This window comes from Pseudomonas sp. WS 5011 (assembly GCF_012985775.1).
GTDB lineage: Bacteria > Pseudomonadota > Gammaproteobacteria > Pseudomonadales > Pseudomonadaceae > Aquipseudomonas > Aquipseudomonas peli.
On the sequence record NZ_JAAQXA010000001.1, the window covers coordinates 88,357 to 106,501 of the forward strand.

The 18,145-nt window shown below is 60.3% G+C and carries 13 protein-coding genes; 2 read left to right on the plus strand and 11 right to left on the minus strand.

Features of this window, described 5'->3' with window-relative positions:
* Positions 1-4: 4 nt before the first annotated feature.
* Genes gspG through gspE form a run of 3 tightly spaced genes read right to left on the minus strand, consistent with a single transcriptional unit; the run spans position 5 to position 3,142 of the window.
* The gene (gene gspG / locus HBN63_RS00420; RefSeq protein ID WP_090252278.1) at positions 5-430 is read right to left on the minus strand and encodes a type II secretion system major pseudopilin GspG; all 426 of its coding nucleotides are present in this window, start codon (positions 428-430) and stop codon (positions 5-7) included.
* 3 nt (positions 431-433) lie between these two features.
* Entirely contained in the window at positions 434-1,651 is a 1,218-nt protein-coding gene (gene xcpS, locus HBN63_RS00425; RefSeq protein ID WP_170047988.1) for a GspF family T2SS innner membrane protein variant XcpS, read from the minus strand.
* A 3-nt stretch (positions 1,652-1,654) separates the two neighbouring features.
* Positions 1,655-3,142, minus strand: coding sequence for a type II secretion system ATPase GspE (gspE, locus tag HBN63_RS00430; protein WP_170047989.1), 1,488 nt, complete (start codon positions 3,140-3,142; stop codon positions 1,655-1,657).
* A 246-nt stretch (positions 3,143-3,388) separates the two neighbouring features.
* Between gspE and HBN63_RS00435 the strand changes: the two genes are divergently transcribed.
* The gene (locus HBN63_RS00435) at positions 3,389-4,033 is read left to right on the plus strand and encodes a type II secretion system protein N (RefSeq protein ID WP_262498846.1); all 645 of its coding nucleotides are present in this window, start codon (positions 3,389-3,391) and stop codon (positions 4,031-4,033) included.
* A gap of 4 nt (positions 4,034-4,037) precedes the next feature.
* Positions 4,038-5,987 carry a type II secretion system secretin GspD gene (gspD, locus tag HBN63_RS00440; protein WP_167145221.1) on the plus strand — a complete coding sequence of 650 codons (1,950 nt, stop codon included), beginning with the start codon at positions 4,038-4,040 and terminating at the stop codon, positions 5,985-5,987.
* An 83-nt stretch (positions 5,988-6,070) separates the two neighbouring features.
* On the opposite strand, the gene HBN63_RS00445 is transcribed toward gspD, so the two are convergent.
* The 8 genes from HBN63_RS00445 to accD all read right to left on the minus strand — a co-directional run bounded on the left by HBN63_RS00445 (position 6,071) and on the right by accD (position 18,118).
* Positions 6,071-8,815 carry a peroxidase family protein gene (locus HBN63_RS00445; protein ID WP_170047990.1) on the minus strand — a complete coding sequence of 915 codons (2,745 nt, stop codon included), beginning with the start codon at positions 8,813-8,815 and terminating at the stop codon, positions 6,071-6,073.
* A 137-nt stretch (positions 8,816-8,952) separates the two neighbouring features.
* The gene (locus tag HBN63_RS00450; protein WP_170047991.1) at positions 8,953-11,592 is read right to left on the minus strand and encodes a LuxR C-terminal-related transcriptional regulator; all 2,640 of its coding nucleotides are present in this window, start codon (positions 11,590-11,592) and stop codon (positions 8,953-8,955) included.
* A gap of 231 nt (positions 11,593-11,823) precedes the next feature.
* Positions 11,824-13,035 carry an O-succinylhomoserine sulfhydrylase gene (locus HBN63_RS00455; protein WP_090252258.1) on the minus strand — a complete coding sequence of 404 codons (1,212 nt, stop codon included), beginning with the start codon at positions 13,033-13,035 and terminating at the stop codon, positions 11,824-11,826.
* A gap of 45 nt (positions 13,036-13,080) precedes the next feature.
* A complete protein-coding gene (purF, locus tag HBN63_RS00460) occupies positions 13,081-14,589 on the minus strand; it encodes an amidophosphoribosyltransferase (RefSeq protein ID WP_090252254.1) in 1,509 nt (502 codons plus the stop codon).
* A 45-nt stretch (positions 14,590-14,634) separates the two neighbouring features.
* Positions 14,635-15,189, minus strand: a complete 555-nt coding sequence (locus tag HBN63_RS00465; RefSeq protein WP_160087864.1) for a CvpA family protein — start codon at positions 15,187-15,189, stop codon at positions 14,635-14,637.
* Positions 15,190-15,337: 148 nt separating this feature from the next.
* Positions 15,338-15,946, minus strand: coding sequence for an SPOR domain-containing protein (locus HBN63_RS00470; RefSeq protein WP_170047992.1), 609 nt, complete (start codon positions 15,944-15,946; stop codon positions 15,338-15,340).
* On the minus strand, positions 15,930-17,237 hold the full coding sequence (folC, locus tag HBN63_RS00475; RefSeq protein WP_167145230.1) for a bifunctional tetrahydrofolate synthase/dihydrofolate synthase: 1,308 nt from the start codon (positions 17,235-17,237) through the stop codon (positions 15,930-15,932). Before folC ends, HBN63_RS00470 begins: the two co-directional genes overlap by 17 nt.
* Positions 17,234-18,118, minus strand: coding sequence for an acetyl-CoA carboxylase, carboxyltransferase subunit beta (gene accD / locus HBN63_RS00480; RefSeq protein ID WP_167145232.1), 885 nt, complete (start codon positions 18,116-18,118; stop codon positions 17,234-17,236). The genes folC and accD overlap by 4 nt, the downstream gene beginning before the upstream one ends.
* Between the last annotated feature and the right edge of the window lie 27 nt (positions 18,119-18,145).

The following is an 18,145-nucleotide window of genomic DNA, read 5'->3' on the forward strand; positions in this document are numbered from 1 at the left end:
AGGATCAGAGGTCCCAGTTACCGATATCGGTATCCTGATCACTGCCGCCTTCCTTGCCGTCGGCGCCCAGGGAATACAGGTCGAAAGCCCCCTTGGTGCCCGGTGCCAGGTATTGGTAGACGTTGCCCCACGGATCGATCGGCAAGCGCTTGAGGTAACCGTCGCGGTTCCAGTTTTTCGGCTGCGGGTTGCCAGAAGGTTTCTTCACCAGCGCTTCCAGGCCCTGCTGGGTGCTCGGGTAGGCATGGTTATCCAGCTTGTACATATCCAGCGCGGCCGCCACGGCCTTGATATCGCCCTTGGCCACGGTGACTTTGGCCTGATCGGGCCGGCTCATCACCTGTGGCACCACCAACGCGGCGAGGATGCCGAGAATGACTACCACCACCATGATTTCGATCAGCGTAAAACCGGATTGACGCTTGTTCACTGCTTACCCCACCAACTGATTGAGAGACAGAATCGGCAGCAGAATGGCCAGTACGATCACCAGCACCACCGCCCCCATAAAGACCAGCATAAAGGGCTCGAACAGCCCCACCAGCAGCGCCACCTGGGCACCCAAATCGTTTTCCTGATTGCGCGCTGTGCGTGCCAGCATCTGATCCAGCTCGCCGGAGCGCTCACCGCTGGCGATCATATGCAGCATCATCGGCGGAAACTGCCCGCTAGCCTCCAGCGCCCGGGTCAGGCTGCCGCCCTCGCGCACCTTCTGCGCGGCAATCACCACATCGGCGCGAATCACTCGATTGGCGATTACCTGTGCGCCGATGCCCAGGGCTTCAACCAGCGGTACGCCGCTGCGGGTCAGAATGGCCAGGGTCGAAGCAAAACGTGCGCAGTCAGTGGCACGAATCAAGCGTCCCACCAGCGGGATGCGCAGCAGAAAGCCGTGCCAGCGCGCTTTGACTGCATCATCACGCAACGCCCAGCGCAGGGCGAACACGCCCAGGATGGCGAGAATTACCGCCAACCAACCCCAGCCTTTGACCCAATCGCTCAGGGCTATCAGACCCCGAGTCAGCGCCGGCAGGGTTTGCCCGGAGTCGACAAAAACTCGCACCACGTCCGGCACCACATAACCGAGCAGGAAGCCGACGATCAGCAAAGAAGCGCACATCAGAATCAGTGGATAAAGCAGCGCCAGTTGGATTTTCTGCCGCGACTGCTGACGTTGTTCGGTGTAATCGGCCAACTGTTCCAGCACCGGACCCAGGTGGCCAGCATGCTCGCCCGCCGCCACCGTGGCACGGTACAGCTCGGGAAAAGCCGAGGGGAATTCTTTCAGGCTGCTGGCCAGGTCATGACCTTCCAGCACCCGCGCACGCACCGCCAGCAGCATACTTTGGATACGCGGCGAACTGGCCTGAGCTGCAGCTGCACGCAGGGCTTCCTCAATTGGCAGCGCCGCTTGCACCAGGGTTGCCAATTGACGGGTGATCAGCGCCAGATCACGCGCGGAAATACCCCGAGCAAAACTAAAATGCGAGCCTGCCCCAGCCTGTTCACGGGTGCGCGTGGCTTTGACATCCAGCGGCGCCAGTTGCCGTTCACGCAGAATCTGCCGCACCTGGCGCGCGCTGTCAGCTTCCAGCACACCTTTCTGCTGGCGACCTTTGCCGTCGAGGGCGAGGTATTCGAAGGCGGCCACGCGCTATTCCTCTCGCGTCACGCGCAGCACTTCCTCAACCGTGGTCGCCCCTTCCAGCACCTTGCGTCGGCCATCCTCGCGGATACTCGGGCCGAGGGTGCGGGCGTGGCGGGTCATGTCCTGCTCGGAGGCGGCATTGTGAATCAGCGTGCGCAGGTGGTCATCGAACACCACCAGCTCGTAGATACCGGTACGGCCGCGGTAGCCCTGCTGATGGCACTCGGCGCAGCCGCGGGCGTGATACAGCGTCGGTGGCTGTGCGAACGGCACTCCGAGCAATTTGCACTCGGCTTCGTCGGCCTGGTAGGCCTCTTTGCAATGCGGGCAGAGCACCCGCACCAGGCGCTGGGCCAGCACGCCGAGCAAGGATGATGACAACAGAAACGGCTCGATACCCATGTCCACCAGACGGGTAATCGCGCCGATAGCACTGTTGGTGTGCAGGGTCGAGAGCACCAGGTGGCCGGTCAACGAGGCCTGCACGGCGATTTCGGCGGTTTCCTTGTCGCGAATCTCGCCGACCATCACCACGTCCGGGTCCTGACGCAGGATCGCGCGCAGGCCGCGGGCGAAGGTCATATCGACCTTGGAGTTGACTTGCGTCTGACCAATGCCTTCGAGGTGATATTCGATGGGGTCTTCGACGGTAAGAATATTGCGTGTGCGGTCATTCAGGCTGACCAGGCTGGCGTACAGCGTGGTGGTCTTACCCGAACCAGTAGGCCCGGTGACCAGCAGAATGCCGTGGGGTTTGCGCACGGTGGCTTCCATCTGATCGCGATCACGCGCACTCATGCCCAGATGCTGCAGGTTGAGCCGGCCAGCCTGCTTATCCAGCAAACGCAACACCACGCGCTCGCCATTGGCCGACGGCAAGGTCGAAACCCGCACATCCACCTCTCGGCCGCCGACTTTCAGGGAAATACGGCCATCCTGCGGGATGCGCTTTTCAGCGATATCCAGCCGCGCCATAACCTTGATCCGCGACACCAGCAAAGCCGCTAGCTCGCGTTTGGGCTCCAGTACCTCACGCAAGATGCCGTCCACCCGGAAGCGCACGACAAGGCGTTTTTCGAAGGTTTCCAGGTGAATATCCGAGGCGTTTTCTTTGATCGCTTCGCCGAGGATGGCGTTGATCAGTCGGATGATCGGCGCGTCGTCTTCCTGCTCCAGCAGGTCTTCGGTTTCCGGCACCTGCTCGGCCAATGCCGCCAAGTCCAGGCTGCCGCCGATGTCTTCGGCCAATTGCATGGAGGCTGAATCATGCTGATAGGCCTTGGCCAGGGCCTGCTCGAAGGCCTCTGCCGACAGCGCCTGCAACGGCAGCTGTACACCGACAAAACGCTGCGCCTCGCTCAGCGCCACCAGTTCGACGCCTGGGCGATAAACCAGGCTGGATGCACCCTCAACGCTTAACAGCACCACACCATGGCGCTTGGCAAAGCTGAAGGGCAAACGCCGTAAGGGCACTTCAATAAGCAGCGCATTCATTCGTAACATGCCTTTGTCACAATAACCCGACACCACGCAACAGGCGCCAAACGCAGGACAGCTAGCCAGGGTTCTGTGAATTAATTGTTGTAAGTTGGCGGAAACAGCATGAAAACAGCGCACTATCTTTAGCACATTGAGCGGATCGACACACTACCCCAACGGGGGGCTGCCAAATGCCCGGCAAGTGTCTATGATCAGCGCGCGATCCACGCCACATAATAATAAGTTCCGGAGTGACGCCCCTTGCCCCTTTTGGCCTCCCAACGCTGGCTGCAGCGCCATGCCACCACTCTGGTGGGCTTTGCGCTGGTGATCGCCATGAGCGTTAGCCTTGCCTGGCAAAGCGCCGATTGGCTGCGCCTGTTGCGCACCCCGATCAGTGCCACTAACACCTCGGCCACCACCGCGCAAACCGCTGTACAGCCTACTGAAATCGGCCAGCTATTCGGCACCAGCAGCGCAACCAGCGACAGTCCAGCACCCAGTACTAACCTGCGCCTAACCCTACTTGGCAGTTTTGTTCATGCCGATCCACAGCGCTCCACCGCGATTATTCGCAGTGAAGGCAGCACCGCCCAGCGCTACACCCTCAACAGCGAGATCAGCAGCGGTGTGCGCCTGCATGCTGTAGCTGCCGACCACGTTGAACTGCTGCGCAATGGCCGCCGCGAAAGCCTTAGCTTCCCGCTGAATAACTCGAGCACCAGCAGCCTGCAGAGCAATACCTCGGAGGCCATAGCGGACCCACTTGAGCAGCTCAGCGAAATGGAATCCGATGACCTGAGCCAATTACGTGAACGCATGGATGCGTTGCGCCAGCAGATGCAGGACTCCAGCACACTGCCGGGCACTGCAGAATCCACCGAACAGCATTTGGAAACCAACTGACACGATGACTCCGACTCTCTCGCGCCTCACCTTCGCCCTGCTGGCCGCCGGCCTTGCCTTCAGCTCGCTGCCACTGAGTGCTGCCGTTACTGCTGTAGCGCCCAGCGCCAGCCAGCAGGAAGAAAGCTGGACCATCAACCTCAAGGGCGCCGACATCCGTGAGTTTATCGACCAGGTCGCGCAGATCAGCGGGCAAACCTTCGTCGTCGACCCACGGGTCAAGGGCCAGGTCAGCGTGGTGTCCAACAGCCCGTTGACACTAACTGAGGTGTATCAACTGTTTCTCTCGGTGATGGCCACCCACGGCTTCAGCGTGATCACCCAGGGCGACCAGGCACGCATCGTCCCCAACGCCGAGGCCAAGGCCGATGCGGACGCCGGGCGCAACGCACCAGACCGCCTGGAAACCCGACTGATTCAGGTACAGCATGGCTCGGCCACCGAACTGATTCCGCTGATCCGCCCACTGGTGCCGCAGTACGGCCACCTGGCGGCGATCAGCAGCGCCAACGCCATCATCATCAGCGACCGTACGGCCAATATTGAACGCATCGAAGACCTGCTGCGTCAGCTCGACCAGAAAGGCCAAAACGACTACAGCGTGCTCAACCTGCAACACGCCTGGGTCATGGACACCGCCGAAGTGCTGCGCAATGCCGTAGACCGTGGCCAGGCCAAGGGCGCGTCCGGCACTCAGGTGATTGCCGACGGCCGCACCAACCGCCTGATTCTGCTCGGCCCGCCGGCCGCACGGGCCAAGTTGGTGGCCCTGGCACAGTCGCTAGACACACCCACCAGCCGCTCGGCCAATACCCGCGTGATTCGCCTGCGTCATGGTGATGCCAAGAGCCTGGCGGAAACCCTCGGCGAGATTTCCGAAAAACTCAAACCTGAAACCGGTGGTGAAACCACTGGCAAGCCGCAGACCATCCTGATCCGCGCCGACGAGAGCCTCAACGCACTGGTGCTGCTGGCCGAACCTGATGTGGTGGCGACCCTGGAAGACATCGTGCGTCAGCTGGATGTGCCACGCGCTCAGGTTATGGTCGAGGCCGCGATTGTCGAAGTCTCCGGCGATATCACCGACGCCCTCGGTGTGCAGTGGGCCGTGGATGGCCGCGGCAGTACCGGTGGCCTGGGCGGAACCAACTTCAGCGGCACCGGATTGTCTGTGGGCCGCGTATTACAAGCCATTCAGGACAGCGGCAGCGACACTGATAACAACACCCTGGCCAACCTGCCGGATGGCGCCATCATCGGCCTGGGCACAGACAGTTTCGGGGTACTGATTACTGCGCTGTCGGCAAATAGCAAAAGCAATCTACTGTCCACGCCCAGCTTGCTGACGCTGGATCACCAGAAAGCGGAAATTCTGGTCGGGCAGAACGTCCCCTTCCAGACCGGCTCCTTTACCACCAGCGGTTCGGGCGCGGACAACCCCTTCACCACCATCGAACGCCAGGACATCGGCGTGACCCTGAAAGTTACCCCTCACATCAACGAAGGCGCCAACCTGCGCCTGGAAATTGAGCAGGAAATTTCCTCTATTGCGCCCACCAGCCAGGGCGTCAATGCCGTCGACCTGATTACCAACAAGCGCTCGATCAAGAGCACTATCCTTGCCGAAAACGGCCAGGTTATCGTGCTCGGCGGATTGATTCAGGATGACGTGACCCAGGCTGACTCCAAGGTGCCACTGCTCGGCGATATTCCGCTGGTGGGCGCCTTGTTCCGCTCAACCAAGGAAACCCGCATCAAGCGCAACCTGATGGTCTTCCTGCGTCCAACCGTGGTGCGCGATGGCGCAGGCCTGGCGGCGTTGTCCGGGAAGAAATACAGCGATATCCGGGTACTGGGCGACGTACGTGAGGACTACCGCCCTGGTATTTTGCCGCGCGACCCTGTGCAGCTGTTTGACCAGAACACTCCTGAGGCGATCGACCTGCGCGAGTGATGGTTACGGGTACGTAATCAGGCGACATAGCAATAAAAAAGGCCTCGGTGGATACCGAGGCCTTTTTTTACAGCGATGAATCCTTACTTATCTTCGTTACGCTGGTGCTTGAAGAACACACCGCTGTCACCGAAGGTAGACGCGATAAAGGCCGAAGTCAGTTCCATCTCGCCGATCTTCACCGCACTGTTGCGCCGTTGTGCGGCGTAGTTGCGGCTGATCGATGGAATGATCGAACTTTTGATCTCCATCGAGGTGGCATACACGTCGTAGACCTTGGTGCCGGCATTCAGGGTCAGCAGGTCCGTACGGAAGTCATGGGCTGTGCTGGCGAAACGATTACGAAGCTCGGTGCGCGGCACAAAGTAAATCTGCGTCGGCGCTTTGGGTTTAGCTACGGCGGCGCCTGCCTGGGTGACTTCTGCAAGGTCGTTGAGCAGCAGCAACGTCGGTTTGAGGCTCACCGCGGAGAACAGGATGGTGGTTCCCAGGGTGTCATTGGCTTCCGGCACCACGTACTGCGACAGCTCGTTGGCGAAGAAGTTATGGTTAGCGCCCTGCCCGCTCAGGGTGTACAGCGCGGAAACGTTCTCCGACGGCTTGCCATCGACAAAGGCCTTCCACGCCAGCCCCGGTGCGAAACCGCGATCCGCCGGATCACCGGTAACCGACAGCCGCAGCAGGCCGCTGTCAGAGCCCTGGAACAGACCGCTGTAGGGGTTATTGGGCACCGCGACGAACTTGACCTTGGCCATCACACCATGCGGATGAATCGGCTTCTCATAACCGGCCGGGGCCACGTCGCTGCGCACCTTGACCTTGTTCCAGAGGATTGAGCCGATCAACCCGCCAACATTCACCGGCTGCAACGCTGGCAGTTTGTCCGCCGCATACTGGGTGCGCAGCGCGCCGTTGACCCAAAGGTTTTCCTGCTTGTTGGCCCCAGGCCAGCTTTCGTAGTCCGCCGGAATATTCAGCCCCCAGGGTTTGAAGGCGTTTTCCACGCCGGCCAAGCTGGCTTGCAGCTGCGGGTTATGCCGACGCAGCACATCCACCATGGTGGTGTGTTCGACCCAGTCGATCCCTTCCTGGGTGTACACCTCCGGACGGTAATCCTTGGTGTAGAAGCGGTCAGCCATCAGGCGGCGCGAGGCGTTCATGATAAATATCTGGAATGCCGTTTCACCGAAGGCAAAGCCCTCAGGACGTACGGTTTCCGCCAACTGACCGACCAGGGTGTCGATTTTCTCGATGTCGTTGTTATACAGACGCTTGAGCTCGGCCAGGGTCGCGGCATCCTTGGTCAGGTCCTCGAACTTGGTGATCGGGTTGAGGCCGATCTGCCGGCGGAACTCGTTATAGCGCGGCACGCCACGCTCACGGTCACGCAACACATCTATGGCGGCCAGGTCGATATCACCCACCAGCGGCATCGACAGGTTACGCAAGAAGTTCGGGTAGTTGTTCAGCGTCAGCGAACCCGGATTGGTGATGCCGAAGGAGTACCACAGGCGCTCCGGGCGCTCGTCGTTGAGCAGGTTTTCCGCGTCACGGTCACGGGTGTTCTGCAGTGCGATGGTGCGCGCAACCTGGTTCGAGCCGATGTCATACACCTGCACGTTGTCGCGCATCAGCGGGTGCATGCGGTACACCGCGACAAACTCTTCGGTAAGGGTGAACGGCACGCCGTAGTTGTTCGGTGCGGTGGAGCCGACGATGCCGGTCAGGGCGTGGTCGATGGCACTGTTACCAACGCCCGGCGCAACATTCGGGTCGAAACCGAGAATGCGTTTGACGAAGGAATCGGAGCGCGCCAGGTCTGCCTGGAGCATGCGCACTTCGGCCTGGAAGTCATCACGCGGGCCGCCCTGGCCGAGCAGGCCCCACCAGTTGGAGTACATGGCGCGTTCGGTGATTGGGTTGGCGATCACCGCTGGGGTCCACTCCACGGTGTGGATCTTGGCCATCAGCGCCGAGTTGATCAGGCGCGCGCGGTCATACAGCCACTGATCGCTCTGCGCGGGGTACTTCTGCTTGAGCTTGCTGGCGATGGCGTTGTGCTCGAGGGTAAACAGCTGATGCAGCATGCTCAGGCCTACCCACCAGTTTTCGTTGAACCCGGTGACCGGTTTACCGCTGAGCAGCTCAGTGGGCAAAGTGCCGTTGGCGTTGACCTTGAGCTTGCCGTCGACAAACGAGCGCACCTTGTCGTTGGTTTCCTTGCTGCTGCCATACAGCTGCGAGCCGTCCCACCAGTGGGTGTTGTGGTTGCGGTAGGTTTGCGGTTTGCCGGCGTCACTGCTGCTGCGCGTCGGGTCAGGCTGCGTGCGCTTGACCGACATACTGCCGCTGCCCAGCACATCGCCCGGCGGCAGCGGGAACTGGATCGGGTCGGCGTCGGCATTCGGGCCGTGATCGAACCAGTCGTGCACCATAAATTGAATCCAGGCGGCGGCAATAAAGTTCAGGCTTGGCGCCGGCTTGAACTCATCCCGCGCCATCAGGCTGTTACTCACCTCACGCGGGTTAGGGCTAAGCAAGGTGGTGGTTTCACCCTGGGTCACCGCCGGGTTGACGTTACGGCCAAAGCGCCGATACACCGAACCCTCGGCCGGGTTACTGAGAATGTTGCAGGTACCGTCTTCAGTACGAGCCGCCTGGCTGCGCGCATCACAGGTGATGTTGGCGTTGTAGCCCGCGTAGTTTTCAACATCGAAGAGGTTGTTCTCGAACAACGCCTGGCGTTCAACCGCCAGCACCAGTAGTCCAGAGACTACGCCCAGCGTTCCCAGCTTGGTCAAAGCTGGCCAAGTGACCCATACCGACATGGCTATTGCTCCCGTTTTATTGTTGTAGGGACAAGGCGGCTACTGACATAGCAGCGCAGGATCAAGCCTATCGACGGGTATGGCGCAACGCCCCCTTCCAGCGGAGGGGCTATGGCCAATCAGTTATGCAGAGCGATCTAGTTGAGCGAGGCGCGCGGCCGTACGGAGAGAATCGCCTCGGTGCGACTGGAGACATTGAGCTTGGCGTAGATGTTTTTCAGGTGCCATTTGGTGGTGGACAAAGCGATACCGGTCTTGTCGCTAATCTGAGTGTTCGACAGGCCGCTAAGCAGGCACTCGAACACCTCCACCTCACGCCCTGTCAGCAGGCCGCCGGCCAGCGTATCAAGCGCCGGCGCAACCTGAATACCCTGGAGAAACTCTGCGTAGTGCTCACGGTAGTTGTCCGGTACCACCAATAAGCCGGCCTGCACCAGATCCAGCACACCTGCGGCAAAACCTGGGGCCTCATCGAATACCGAGCGATTGATATTGACGATGCCATAAGTCTCAACCAGCCCCGCCAAAGCAGCCAGTTGCTGGCCCTTGCTCTGGCTGGGCGCCGCCAGCACCAGGCGGTTGGCTTCGACGATCAGCAGCCGCGCACGCATCTCACTTTGCCGCAACGAGGCCGCCAGCACCTTGAGAATCCGCTCGGCCTGCGCCTGCGCACCGCGTGCCTGCAACCAGTACACACAGGCCAACCCCTGACGCTCCCAACTTTCGTCATAGGCGCGCACGCGCTCCCATTCCCCGGCCTGCAACCGCCCAGGCAAACCGTAGCGCTGAGCTACGGCATCCATGACGGCACTCTTACCGCTCAGGTACGCCTGACGCATGCTTTCCTGGGCCACCTGGCTGACAAAACGCGCGTAGTTGCCCAACTGCAGAATGCATGAGAGTTGATCGAGCAAGCGGCTGGAACGCGCCGTCTGCTGCTGGCGATGCAACAACCGCGACAAGGTGATGTAGACCGTGGCAATCGCTTCGGTGGCCGAGGACGAATTGACCATCGCCATCAGCTCGTTACACAGCTGCTGTGCCTCGACCAGCTGATTCTGCTCATACAGCACTACCACCATGGCCGTGGCGCGATTGACCCAGGCCGGAGAAACAGAATCGGTGCTTTGGTAGTCCAGACACACCTGCTTACGCGCATGGGTGGCGCGCCCGGCATTGCGGTGGCAGAGCGCGATAATCAGATCGGTGTAACTTTCCAGAAAGCTGTGTCCACATTGCGCGAGCAACTGCTTGGACTCGCTAGCAAAACGAATCGAATCCTGTAGACGTGCGGCCAATAGATGCTGATAGGCAATCACCGCCAAGGTGCAAGCACGAATTTCCAGGTCCTGCCCCGCACCCAGCAAGTCGCGCCAGGCAGGCGGCGGCACAAAGTCCTTGTCCTGCTCGAACAAGCCCAGCAACAGGGCAAGAAACTGCCGCGTTGCCGGCTCCAGATTTACGCCTGGCGTGGTGTGCTCGAGAGTATCGAGCAACTCAAGGTGGTAATGCGCCTGGTGAAAACGCCGCGACAGTGACAGCGCCGCAATCAGCCAGCCGAGCAACTTGGGTTGCGCCAGCAGCTGCGTCTCCGGCAGCGGCTCAAGCCAGCGCAGAATGTCGCCAAACTGCCCACAGCGCACCCATGACGCGCAGCAGTGCTCCAGCAGCCCGAGGAAGATGTGCTGATCGCTACAGTGCCGGGCATGCTGCAACGCCTGCTCATACTCGCCCAGACTCAGGTAATAGTCGGCGGCGCGGCTGTGCAGCTGATCCAGGCGCGCGTATTCCTCGACCTGCAGGCGGCGGCAGAGAAAATCCTGCAACAGGGCATGAAAACGGAACCAGCCTGACTGATTGTCCACCGGCAACAGAAACAGCTGGCGCTCAGCCAACTCTTCCAGCAGCAACGCCGAACCACTGCGCTGCATCACATGATCGCAAAGCGCGCCATCAAAGCGCTCGAACAGGCCACTGCACAGCAGGAATTCACGCAGGTTAGGCGGCAACTGGCGCAGTACCACATGGCCGAAGTAATCGACGATTTCTGGCTGACTGCCGTTAAAGCGCTGCAGCGCCTGAGTGCCGAAGCGCGCATAGGCCAGCAGCGCAATCTTCACCCCCGCCACCCAGCCTTCGGTCATACCCAGCAGGCTGTCGACGTACGCCTGACTCAGCACCTGACCGCCCAGGTGAGTATTGAGCTGCTGCACCTGCTCGACCGACAGGCGTAGATCATGCTGATCAATGCACAGCAGGCGGTTTTCCAGCTTCAGCTGGCTCAGGGCAAAGCCCGGGTGATTACGGCTGGCGATGATCAGGTGGACATGGCCTGGCAGCTTCTCCAGCAGCGCCGCCATCACCTCGAGAATGCTGCGCGACTCGATCCACTGAAAATCATCCAGCACGATAAACAACGGCCCCTCAACTCGCGCCAGAGCATCAGCGAGCAGATCACCCAATAGCTGCGGCGACAGGCTGGAAGCTACCGCCAGGGGGTTGAACCAGGACGTATCGAAATCGACCACCTGGGCGCGAATGTTGTCAGCCAGGCGACGGAAAAAACACAATGGGTCGCTGTCCCGCGCTTGCAGCGGGTAATGCACCACGATCGCAGCGCAACGGCCGCGCCAGTGTTGCAACAGCGTCGACTTTCCCGAACCGGCCGGGGCCAGCAGCAAAGTCAGGGCAAAGCGCTCACTGCGCGCCAACAGCTCCAGCAGGCTCTGGCGGAGCACACCATTGGCAGGCAATACGCATGGCTGAAGTCGGTCCATCAGGCAGACCCTGTTCTTATTATTCTTCGCACGGTCAGACGCCGCACTTGGCCATGGATGCTAGCGCCTGCGCACCTTCAGACTTTGAAGTGCGTCATGTTTTACCCGCAGCTAACCAAAGGATTGCCCACAGCCGTACGCGCCCGAGAATGTGGCGAGACAAGAGAATGAATTTGGGGAGAAATGAAGCACCTGGCGGGCCGGGAAGGTCCGCCAGGTGAGGAGAACGACTTAGAGCGCCGCCAGGCCGCGAGCCAGATCGGCTTGCAGGTCGGCCAGGTCTTCCAGGCCCACCGCGACGCGGATCAGGTTGTCACGAATACCAGCGTTCGCACGCTCGGCGGGGCTCAAGCGACCATGCGAGGTGGTCGCCGGGTGGGCAATGGTGGTCTTGGTGTCACCGAGGTTGGTGGTGATCGAGATCACCCGCGTGGCATCGATAAAACGCCAGGCCGCCTCTTTGCCGCCCTTGACCTCAAAGCTGACTACTGCACCGAAGGCACTCTGCTGACGCTTGGCCAACTCATGCTGCGGGTGGCTGGGCAAGCCGGCGTAGTACACATGCTCAATGCCGGGCTGTTGCTGCAGCCACTGCGCCAATTGCAGCGCGCTGGCGCAATGCGCCTGCATGCGGATACGCAGGGTTTCCAGGCCTTTGAGGAAGATCCAGGCGTTGAACGGGCTGAGTGTTGGCCCGGCGGTACGCAGAAAGCCCACCACTTCGGTCATCAGCTTGGCCGAGCCTGCAACTACACCGCCCATGCTGCGGCCCTGGCCGTCGATGTATTTGGTTGCCGAATGCATCACCACGTCTGCACCGAGCTTCAGCGGCTGTTGCAGAGCAGGAGTGCAGAAGCAGTTATCCACCGCCAGCAGTGCGCCTTTGCTGTGGGCGATGTCCGCCAATGCAGCAATATCCACCAGTTCGGCCAATGGGTTGGACGGCGACTCGACAAACAGCAGCTTGGTGTTGGGCTTGAAGGCAGCGGCCCAGCCATCAAGATCAGCCAGCGGCACGTAATCAACCTGCACGCCGAAGCGCTTGAGGTACTTCTCGAACAGGCTGATGGTCGAACCGAATACGCTGCGAGACACCAGTACATGGTCGCCAGCGCTGCACAGGCTCATGACAATGGCCAGAATCGCCGACATGCCGGATGAAGTCGCGACCGCCTGCTCAGCCCCCTCAAGAGCGGCGATGCGCTCCTCGAAAGCACGCACAGTCGGGTTGGTGTAGCGCGAATAGACATTGCCCGGCACTTCGCCAGCAAAACGCGCGGCAGCATCGGCCGCGGTGCGGAATACGTAGCTGGAGGTTGGGTAGATCGCCTCGCTGTGCTCACCTTCTGGCGAGCGGTGCTGACCGGCGCGCACCGCCAGAGTATCGAAGCCGACGCCGTCGAGATCGCTGTCCAGACGCCCGGCTTGCCATTCAATCGTCATTGCCAATTTCCTCAACCGGCCCGCCGCAGCGGGCCGGACTGCAACCTAGTTGTTGTACAGGTCGATAATCGCGCTGACGGCCTGGGACTTGACCTTGGAGGCATCGTTGCGCGCCTGCTCGATCTTATCCAGGTAGGCCGCGTCGACATCGCCGGTCACGTACTTACCGTCAAACACCGCGCAGTCGAAGTTGTCGATCTTGATCTTCTTGCTGCCACTGACCGCTTCGATCAGGTCCGGCAGATCTTGATAGATCAGCCAGTCGGCGCCGATCAGCTCGCAGACTTCCTCGGTGGTGCGGCCGTGCGCGATCAACTCATGGGCGCTGGGCATGTCGATGCCGTACACGTTCGGATAACGCACCGCTGGTGCGGCCGAGCAGAAGTACACGTTCTTCGCCCCTGCTTCGCGGGCCATCTGGATAATCTGCTTACAGGTGGTGCCGCGCACGATGGAGTCATCCACCAGCATCACGTTCTTGCCGCGGAACTCCAGCTCGATGGCGTTGAGCTTCTGCCGTACGGATTTCTTGCGGGCTGCCTGGCCCGGCATGATAAAGGTACGACCGATATAACGGTTCTTGACGAAGCCTTCGCGGAACTTCACGCCGAGATGGTTGGCCAGTTCCAGTGCCGCGGTACGGCTGGTATCCGGAATCGGAATAACCACGTCAATGTCATGCTGCGGACGTTCACGGAGGATCTTGTCGGCCAGCTTCTCGCCCATGCGCAGGCGCGCCTTGTACACCGAGATGCCATCCATGATCGAGTCCGGACGCGCAAGATAGACGTGCTCAAAGATGCACGGCGCGTATTTTGGGTTCGCCGCGCACTGACGGGTGAACAGCTTGCCTTCTTCGGTGATGTACACCGCTTCGCCCGGCGCAAGGTCGCGAATCAGGGTGAAGCCGAGCACGTCGAGGGAGACGCTTTCCGAGGCGATCATGTATTCCACGCCTTCGTCCGTATGACGCTGACCGAAGACGATCGGGCGAATACCGTTGGGGTCGCGGAAGCCGACGATGCCATAACCGGTGATCATCGCGACTACCGCGTAACCGCCCAGGCAGCGCTCGTGCACGTCTGTGACAGCGGCGAACACGTCTTCTTCGGTGGGCTGCAGCTTGCCGCGCTGGGCCAGCTCGTGAGCGAACACATTGAGCAGCACTTCCGAATCAGAGTTGGTGTTGACGTGGCGCAGGTCAGACTCGTAGATCTCCTTGGCCAGCTGCTCGACGTTGGTCAAGTTGCCGTTGTGCGCCAGGGTGATGCCATACGGCGAATTGACGTAGAACGGCTGCGCTTCGGCCGAGCTGGAGCTACCCGCAGTCGGGTAGCGCACGTGGCCAATGCCCATATGGCCGACCAGACGCTGCATGTGGCGTTGTTGGAACACGTCACGTACCAGGCCGTTGTCCTTGCGCAGGAACAGGCGGCCATCATGGCTGGTGACAATACCGGCAGCATCCTGGCCGCGGTGCTGGAGGACGGTGAGCCCGTCATAAAGCGCCTGATTGACGTTCGATTTACCGACGATACCGACAATGCCGCACATGTGACGCAACCCCTACTCAATGAAACACGATGATTCGCAATGCACTTACGGCAGTTTAGGCTGCTGCAGTGCCTCTTTGAACGGTAACTCCACCGGCGCCGTAACGCCGCTGGCCAGCCACTCACTGGACAGACCCAGAATCAGGTTTTTCGACCAATCAGCAACCATCAGAAAATGCGGTACAAGTGCTGATTCCTGCCACCAGCTGTCTTGCTCCACTGGTGCCAGGCTGATCAAACCGACCAGCACCACGACCAGCAGGCCTCCGCGCGCCGCGCCAAAAACCATGCCGAGAAAACGATCGGTCCCTGACAGTCCGGTCACTCGGATCAATTCACCAATCAGGTAATTGACCAGGGCACCCACCAACAAGGTGACTACAAATAGAATCGCGCAACCTGCAATCACGCGCGCCGAGGGCGTTTCGATAAAATCCACCAGGTGCTGTGACAGTGCGCCGCCGAACATCCAGGCGACCACGCCAGCAATGATCCAGGTAAGCAATGACAGGGCTTCCTTGACGAAGCCTCGGCTCAGACTGATCAGACTTGAAACGGCGACAACGGCGATAATCGCCCAATCGACCCAGGTGAATGCCACGATGCAGGTTACCGACAAGAAAGGCGCTGCATTTTAGCAGAGCACCTGTGTGGGGCGTAAGCAAAGGATTCGCCAACCGCTGAAATGCCCGGCAGGCCTAGTGGCGGGCCAAACAGTTAGGCTTGGCGATGAACGCCAAGCCGTTTGCTCAGCCGGCTTCGGGCTGAAAACGCACCACGAAACCATTGAGCTTGTGCTGACGATTTAGCTGATCACGCAAGCGATCCGCCTCGGCACGCTCAATCAGCGGCCCGACAAAGACCCGATTCATGCCATCAACGCTGCGGATATAGGCGTTGTAGCCCTGGCTGCGCAGGGTTTTCTGTAGTTTCTGCGCGCCATCACTGCTGGACAGGCTCGCCAACTGCACCGACCAACTGATCGGCAAGCTATTGGCATCCAGCTTACTCGGCGCAGGCTGAGGTGGTTCTGCCACAGGCTCAGGCGCGGCAGCTGGTGTCCCTAGAGTGATGGGTTCGGCCGGCAGCTCACTCACAACAGGCTCGCTTGGCTCCAGGCTTTGCGCGGCCTCGCTACCAATCGGCTCATCAGGCAAAAGCTGCGGTTCAGGCACGGCCACAGGCTGTAATTCAACTTCGGGAGCCTGGGGAGCCGCCGGCATTTCAGGCGCGTCTACCTGCACGCGCTGCGACTCATCCTCACGCGACAACAGCATTGGCAGGAAAATAACTGCCAGCGCCAGCAATACCAGCGCACCGACCATGCGCTGCTTCAATCCCTTATCCAGCAAAGCCATCCTGCACGCCCCCATTGGCTTGGCGGGCCAGCCAATCCAGGGCCTCGGCCACGCAGTAGAAAGATCCAAACAGCAGCACTTCATCCCCATCCGAAGCCTGCTCACACTGAGCTTCAAGCGCTGCCTGCACACTGGTGTAAGCAGCCACTTGCGCACCGCTGTTATGCAGATGCGCCTGCAGCTCGCTGGCTGCACGCGTGCGACTGGTCGGCAAAGCCGCCACCGCCCAACTGTCCACTTCGCTTAACAACGGCGCCACTACACCGGGCAGGTCCTTGTCAGCCAGCAAACCAAACACGGCCAGGCGCTGACCTGCTAGCGAACGGCTGGCCAAACGCTGAGCGAGATACTCGGCAGCATGGGGATTATGCCCAACATCGAGCAGCAGTGTGAGTGACTTACCCTGCCAATTGAGGCTTCTGCGATCTAGACGCCCGGTCACCCGGGTCTGCTGCAACGCCTGACTGATTACCTCAGGCTGCCAGGGCAGCTGCATCACTGCATACGCCTGCAGAGCTAGGGCAGCGTTTTCCATGGGCAGGTCGAGCAGCGGCAAGTGGGCCAGCTTCAGCACTTCGCCTTGATGATTGAGGCCGTACCAGGACCAATCCTGCGCATTCAGACTCAGGTCATAGTCACGGCCACGCAGAAAGAATGGAGTATCGAGCAGTGCCACTTGATCAAGCAGCGGCTGCGGCGGCTCAAGATCGCCACACAGAGCAGGTTTTCCAGCACGGAAAATACCAGCCTTCTCAAAAGCCACCGACTCACGGGTATCACCCAGCCAGTCGGCGTGGTCGATGCCGATGCTGGTAACCAGAGCGATATCGGCGTCCAGTAGATTCACTGCGTCCAGGCGTCCGCCTAGTCCAACTTCCAGCACCAGCGCATCCAAACCAGCTTGCTGGAATAACCAGAAGGCGGCCAGGGTGCCCATTTCGAAATAGGTCAGTGAGGTGTCACCACGCGCGGCCTCGACCACAGCGAAGGCCTCACAGAGCATGGCGTCAGTGGCTTCGACGCCAGCGATCTGTACTCGCTCGTTGTAACGCAACAGGTGCGGTGAGCTGTAGACACCGACTTTGAGGCCCTGCGCTTGCAGCAGCGAGGCAATAAACGCACAGGTCGAACCCTTGCCATTGGTTCCAGTGACGGTAACCACATGCGGAGCCAGCTTGGACAAGCCAAGACGCTGCAAAACGATCCGCGAGCGCTCCAGCCCCATATCAATGGCGCTGGGGTGCAGCTGCTCCAGATAGCTCAGCCAATCGGCAAGGGAGCGCTCGGTCATGCAGTCGCCGGCAGTGCTACAGGCGACGGTAGACCCGTCAGCTGAGCCAGCAAACGCGCGAGACGCGGACGCAGTTCAGCGCGGTGAATGATCATATCGATGGCGCCGTGCTCCAACAGGAATTCACTGCGTTGGAAGCCTTCCGGCAGCTTCTCGCGCACGGTCTGCTCAATCACCCGCGGGCCAGCAAAGCCAATCAGAGCGCGGGGCTCGGCAACAATCACATCACCGAGCATGGCCAGACTGGCCGACACGCCGCCGTACACGGGGTCAGTCAGCACGGAAATAAATGGAATACCTTCCTCACGCAGGCGCGCCAGCACGGCCGAAGTCTTGGCCATCTGCATCAGCGAGATCAGCGCTTCCTGCATGCGTGCACCGCCGGATGCGGAGAAGCACACTAGTGGGCAACGCTGCTCCAAAGCGGCATTGGCGGCGCGGACAAAGCGCTCACCCACAATGGCGCCCATCGAACCACCCATAAAGGAAAATTCGAACGCGCAAGTCACAATCGGCATACCTTCCAGGGTGCCGCGAATCGACACCAGGGCATCTTTCTCGCCGGTCTGCTTTTGCGCGCCAGCAAGGCGATCCTTGTACTTCTTGCTGTCGCGAAACTTCAGGCGATCAACCGGCTCAAGATCGGCGCCCAGCTCTTCACGTCCTTCAGCATCTAAGAAGATATCCAGGCGCGTGCGGGCATCGATACGCATGTGGTGATTGCACTTGGGGCAAACATCCAGGGTCTTTTCCAGCTCAGGCTTGTACAGCACCGAATCGCAGGACGGGCACTTGTGCCACAGGCCTTCGGGCACCGAACTCTTTTTGACCTCGGAACGCATGATCGATGGGATCAGTTTGTCTACCAACCAGTTGCTCATGCTCTTGACTCTCCAAAGCTGTTAACC

Coding starts and splice junctions, on each gene's coding strand:
- gspE (WP_170047989.1), bottom strand. CDS start 3,142: ATGAATGCGCTGCTTATTGAAGTGCCCTTACGGCGTTTGCCCTTCAGC.
- gspD (WP_167145221.1), top strand. CDS start 4,038: ATGACTCCGACTCTCTCGCGCCTCACCTTCGCCCTGCTGGCCGCCGGC.
- HBN63_RS00445 (WP_170047990.1), bottom strand. CDS start 8,815: ATGTCGGTATGGGTCACTTGGCCAGCTTTGACCAAGCTGGGAACGCTG.
- HBN63_RS00450 (WP_170047991.1), bottom strand. CDS start 11,592: ATGGACCGACTTCAGCCATGCGTATTGCCTGCCAATGGTGTGCTCCGC.
- HBN63_RS00455 (WP_090252258.1), bottom strand. CDS start 13,035: ATGACGATTGAATGGCAAGCCGGGCGTCTGGACAGCGATCTCGACGGC.
- purF (WP_090252254.1), bottom strand. CDS start 14,589: ATGTGCGGCATTGTCGGTATCGTCGGTAAATCGAACGTCAATCAGGCG.
- HBN63_RS00470 (WP_170047992.1), bottom strand. CDS start 15,946: ATGGCTTTGCTGGATAAGGGATTGAAGCAGCGCATGGTCGGTGCGCTG.
- folC (WP_167145230.1), bottom strand. CDS start 17,237: ATGACCGAGCGCTCCCTTGCCGATTGGCTGAGCTATCTGGAGCAGCTG.
- accD (WP_167145232.1), bottom strand. CDS start 18,118: ATGAGCAACTGGTTGGTAGACAAACTGATCCCATCGATCATGCGTTCC.